At 34.3% G+C, this 3901-nt stretch carries 5 protein-coding genes and 1 pseudogene; all 6 read left to right on the top strand.

Annotated features, from left to right (window positions below):
- The coding region (locus H6A27_RS15245) for a hypothetical protein (RefSeq protein WP_239469711.1) at positions 1–197 on the top strand (197 nt) is incomplete at its 5' end.
- A pseudogene (locus H6A27_RS15445) lies at positions 107–643 on the top strand (IS66 family transposase); the annotation flags it as partial. The gene H6A27_RS15245 and the pseudogene H6A27_RS15445, both read left to right, overlap by 91 nt.
- Before the next feature lie 258 nt (positions 644–901).
- A complete protein-coding gene (locus H6A27_RS13955) occupies positions 902–2440 on the top strand; it encodes a lipopolysaccharide biosynthesis protein (RefSeq protein ID WP_204509115.1) in 1539 nt (512 codons plus the stop codon).
- Positions 2441–2442: 2 nt separating this feature from the next.
- On the top strand, positions 2443–3240 hold the full coding sequence (locus H6A27_RS15230) for an acyltransferase (RefSeq protein WP_239469708.1): 798 nt from the start codon (positions 2443–2445) through the stop codon (positions 3238–3240).
- Positions 3241–3524: 284 nt separating this feature from the next.
- Positions 3525–3683, top strand: a complete 159-nt coding sequence (locus H6A27_RS15225) for a hypothetical protein (RefSeq protein ID WP_239469707.1) — start codon at positions 3525–3527, stop codon at positions 3681–3683.
- Positions 3684–3685: 2 nt separating this feature from the next.
- On the top strand, positions 3686–3886 hold the full coding sequence (locus H6A27_RS15220; RefSeq protein WP_239469706.1) for a hypothetical protein: 201 nt from the start codon (positions 3686–3688) through the stop codon (positions 3884–3886).
- The last annotated feature ends 15 nt before the right edge of the window (positions 3887–3901 follow it).

Below are 3901 nucleotides of genomic sequence, written 5' to 3'. Positions count from 1 at the left end.
AAACTGGAGGGCTTATGCTAAGTATAAACGGACTGCATAACTTCTATTATCTTCCTGAACTTCATGACATGAGATGCAAGGCCCAGCGTATATGCGAGATAATCCGCGGTCGTTCCTTGTTGATGCAAAAATCAAATCACTGCAGAGTGACGGTTATAACGTATATATGTATCTTGACAATGAACTTATGGATATAGAGCATCACTGCTGTCTGGCTCATGCAAGAGCCAAGTTCAAGTACGCCTATGACTAGGGAAGTCTGCAGGCAAGAATCTTCCTTGAGCTGATAGCCTTCTCTCCTCCAGCAAATCCGGATGAGAGCCGAAGCGAACTTATGAGTAAGGCCCTTAACTATCTGAAGACCTTCTGGAATCAGATTTTCGCCTACAGAAATGACGGTGAATACTCAATAGACAATTTACCTGCAGAACGGGCACTGAGGCCTGTTACTGTCCAACGAAAGAACAGCCTGTTCTTCGGAAGTGTGAAAGGAATACAGAACTCAGCAATCTATAATACCTTTATAGAAACCTGCAAACAGGTAGGTGTCTCCTTCAGGGATTACTTCTGCAAGCTGCTCAGAGAATTAAAAAAGGGAAGAACGGATTACGAAAACCTTCTTCCCATGACAATATGCAAATAATAATCGTTAAATTTGTGGACTCTTTTTTAGACGGGTGCCTGCTGGCACCCGTCTAAAAGGGGACACCCTAAAATTGGAAGTTTACTAAATTCCATGCTGAATAGCATATTTATCTCCGAATTTATTTGATATATCGTTATTAAGGGCTACTTTTGTGGCGATTTAAGTATTAATGCGGACTATCTTGCGCAGCTTTCTATTAAAGGAAGGATGTGGGAGGTAGCCGCGCAGCGTGCCTGAAAGGGAAGATTTTAAACAATGAGTTCGAATTCAGAAAATAATAAGAGGATTGCGAAGAATACAATACTACTATATGTAAGAATGTTGTTCATGATGATAGTGAGTCTTTATACCTCACGAGTTGTCTTAAACGCATTAGGTGTAGAGGATTATGGTCTTTACAACGTTATAGGAGGATTAGTAGTAATGTTTAATCTTCTTTCAGGATCCCTTTCATCAGCTATAAGTAGATTTATTACTTATGAATTAGGTAAAGGGGATAAAGAAAAGTTAAGTCTGATATTTTCATCTTCTATGACAATACAAATTGTACTAGTTTTGATTATCGTATTACTAGCAGAAACAATCGGATTATGGTTCCTAAATTCACAAATGAATATTGCCGAACAACGTATAGAAGCAGCTAATTGGGTCTTCCAATTTTCATTATTGACATTTATTGTTAATATAATTAGCATCCCGTATAATGCTGTTATTATAGCCCATGAACGTATGTCAGCATTTGCCTATATAAGTATTATCGAGACTATAGGTAAGCTCTTAATTGCTTATTTTATATTGATTTCTCCCATTGATAAACTTATATTCTATTCAATATTAATGTGTTTAGTGTCTTGCATTATCAGATATATTTATGGTAAATACTGTAATAAACATTTTGAAGAATGCAGACACATAAGATTTTCTTATAATAAGAAGCTTCTAAATAATATGTTCCGTTTTGCCGGATGGAATTTTATAGGCTCGTCATCTTCACTTCTGCGTGATCAAGGGATTAATATATTGATTAATATATTTTGTGGTGCCGCAGTTAATGCAGCAAGGGGAATTGCAATTCAGGTAAACACCGCAATAACAAGTTTTATAAATAATTTTATGACAGCCGTTAATCCGCAAATCACGAAATCATACGCTGAAAATAATAAAGGCTATATGAATATGCTAATCTATAAAAGTACGCAATATTCATATTATCTCATTTTACTTCTTTCCTTACCGGTATTTTTCAATACAGAATACATTTTGCAACTTTGGCTTAAAACAGTTCCTGAATTTACAGTTGAGTTTGTACAACTCATTCTTATCCTATCTATGACGGATTGTTTGTATAGGCCATTACTAACTGCGCATTTGGCTACTGGAAATATTAAATCTCTTCAAATTGTTGTTGGTGGAATAAATTTATTAAACCTGCCCATTTCATTTGTTTTCCTAAAAATAGGAATGCCTCCATATATAACTATTATTATAGCTATTATTTTATCTGCTATATGTTTATTTTTTCGCTTTTATTTGTATAAAAGGATTGAACAATTTAGTATTAGAGATTTTTGTATAAAAGTGTTATTTAATATTAGTCTTGTAACTATTGCAAGTGTGATATTCCCTTTTTTATTCAAACCATTAATGGGAAATAATTTTGCAGATTTTATATTACTCTCCGTGTTATGTCTTTTAAACGGAGTTTGTGCTATTATATTTATAGGTTTAAATGAAGGTGAACGTTCTTTCATAAAGAAAAAGGCCTTATCAATTTTTTATAAGAAAAAAATATAACAATGTTGAAAAAAGTAATAAAGAATTTCTTTTTCATTAGATGGAAGTATATTTTCAAAGGTTCTATCGTAATAGTTAAAAAAGGAGGTATATTGAATATAGGAAAATATTGTTCCATATATAGAAGTATTATAAAGGTTGATTCATGTTGTTCTCTTTCTATATCAGATAGTTCAACAATAGCAAAGAGCAGACTATACGTCATTAATAAAAACAGTTCACTCCTAATAGGGAAACACAATACTGTTACAAATAGTCAAGTTGTTGTCAACGGGAATTTATGCATCGGTGATGAGAACATATTAGAGAATGGGTATTCATATAGAAACTTTTCAATATGTAGTGATGGGAACATATCAATAGGAAATAGGAATCGTTTGAGAGGTAGAATTTGGCTAAGATATGGAGGTTCTCTTAAAATTGGAGATTATAATAACATTAATGAAGACAGCGAAATACGCTGTGATGAATCAATTACAGTAGGAAGTTTTAATCAAATATCATACGAATGTATGATTTGGGACACTAACACTCATAATATATATCCGGCAGAAAAAAGAAGAGCATTAGCCGAAAGCAAATATCCATGCTATGGATATGAATTTGAAAAGCCCAAAACTAAAGCTGTTTGTATTGGTGATGACTGTTGGATAGGAAAACGGGTATCTATTTTAAAAGGGGCGACCATAGGCAATCGTTGTATTATAGGTTTCGGAACAACTGTAAGTAATCAAGTAATACCTAATAATAAAACTGTTACAGAACAAAAAATATTAAAATTATATGATAATCAAATTTAAAGACTCATGTAAGTGGATATTGCTTTTATTGCTAATCCCATCTTGTAACCATCCAAAATTGGCGTATTGACTAGCATGGTTCTTTCTCATACCTTTGTGCTAAACTTAAAACTTAAAAGATTATGTTTAGCGAAAAAGATTTTGAAAGACTGTGGTTCCTCTACAAGACCGAAGGTGAACCCAAAGGAGTTTCCATCAACTCATTCGTAAACTTCCAAAATTGGCGTATTGACTAGCATTGCTCTTTCCCATACCTTCGTGCTAAACTTAAAACTTGAAAGATTATGTTTAGCGAAAAAAACTTTGAAATACTGTGGTTCCTCTACAAGACTGAGGGAGAACCCAAAGGAGTTTCCATCAACTCGTTCTGCATCAGCAATAATATTCCAACACTGCATTCTATGACTGGTTCAAGAAAACACAGAAAAAGATTGTACCCATAGAAGTGGAGGGTATTCCGCAAGAGTTGATCCAAACAGGCAATGAAGAACAGGATGTTGCTAAAGACAAGCCCAAGCGTACATCTTCCCATAAAGGAAACATCATGGTGATGATAAGAACCCGTGAGGGCTTGTGCATACAGAAGAAAGGCTTAGACTATCAGGGGCTGAAAACACTGGTGGAGAAACTGGAGGGCTTATGCTAAGTATAAACGGACTGC

It is taken from the genome of Bacteroides caecigallinarum (assembly GCF_016902295.1).
GTDB lineage: Bacteria > Bacteroidota > Bacteroidia > Bacteroidales > Bacteroidaceae > Phocaeicola > Phocaeicola caecigallinarum_A.
The sequence above is the reverse complement of the archived record's forward strand: the minus strand, read 5'-3'. Positions and strand labels throughout refer to the sequence as shown.

Bases quoted from the DNA above. Each gene is read 5' to 3' on its own strand.
- H6A27_RS13955 (WP_204509115.1), top strand. From the start codon at position 902: ATGAGTTCGAATTCAGAAAATAATAAGAGGATTGCGAAGAATACAATA.
- H6A27_RS15230 (WP_239469708.1), top strand. From the start codon at position 2,443: ATGTTGAAAAAAGTAATAAAGAATTTCTTTTTCATTAGATGGAAGTAT.
- H6A27_RS15225 (WP_239469707.1), top strand. From the start codon at position 3,525: ATGTTTAGCGAAAAAAACTTTGAAATACTGTGGTTCCTCTACAAGACT.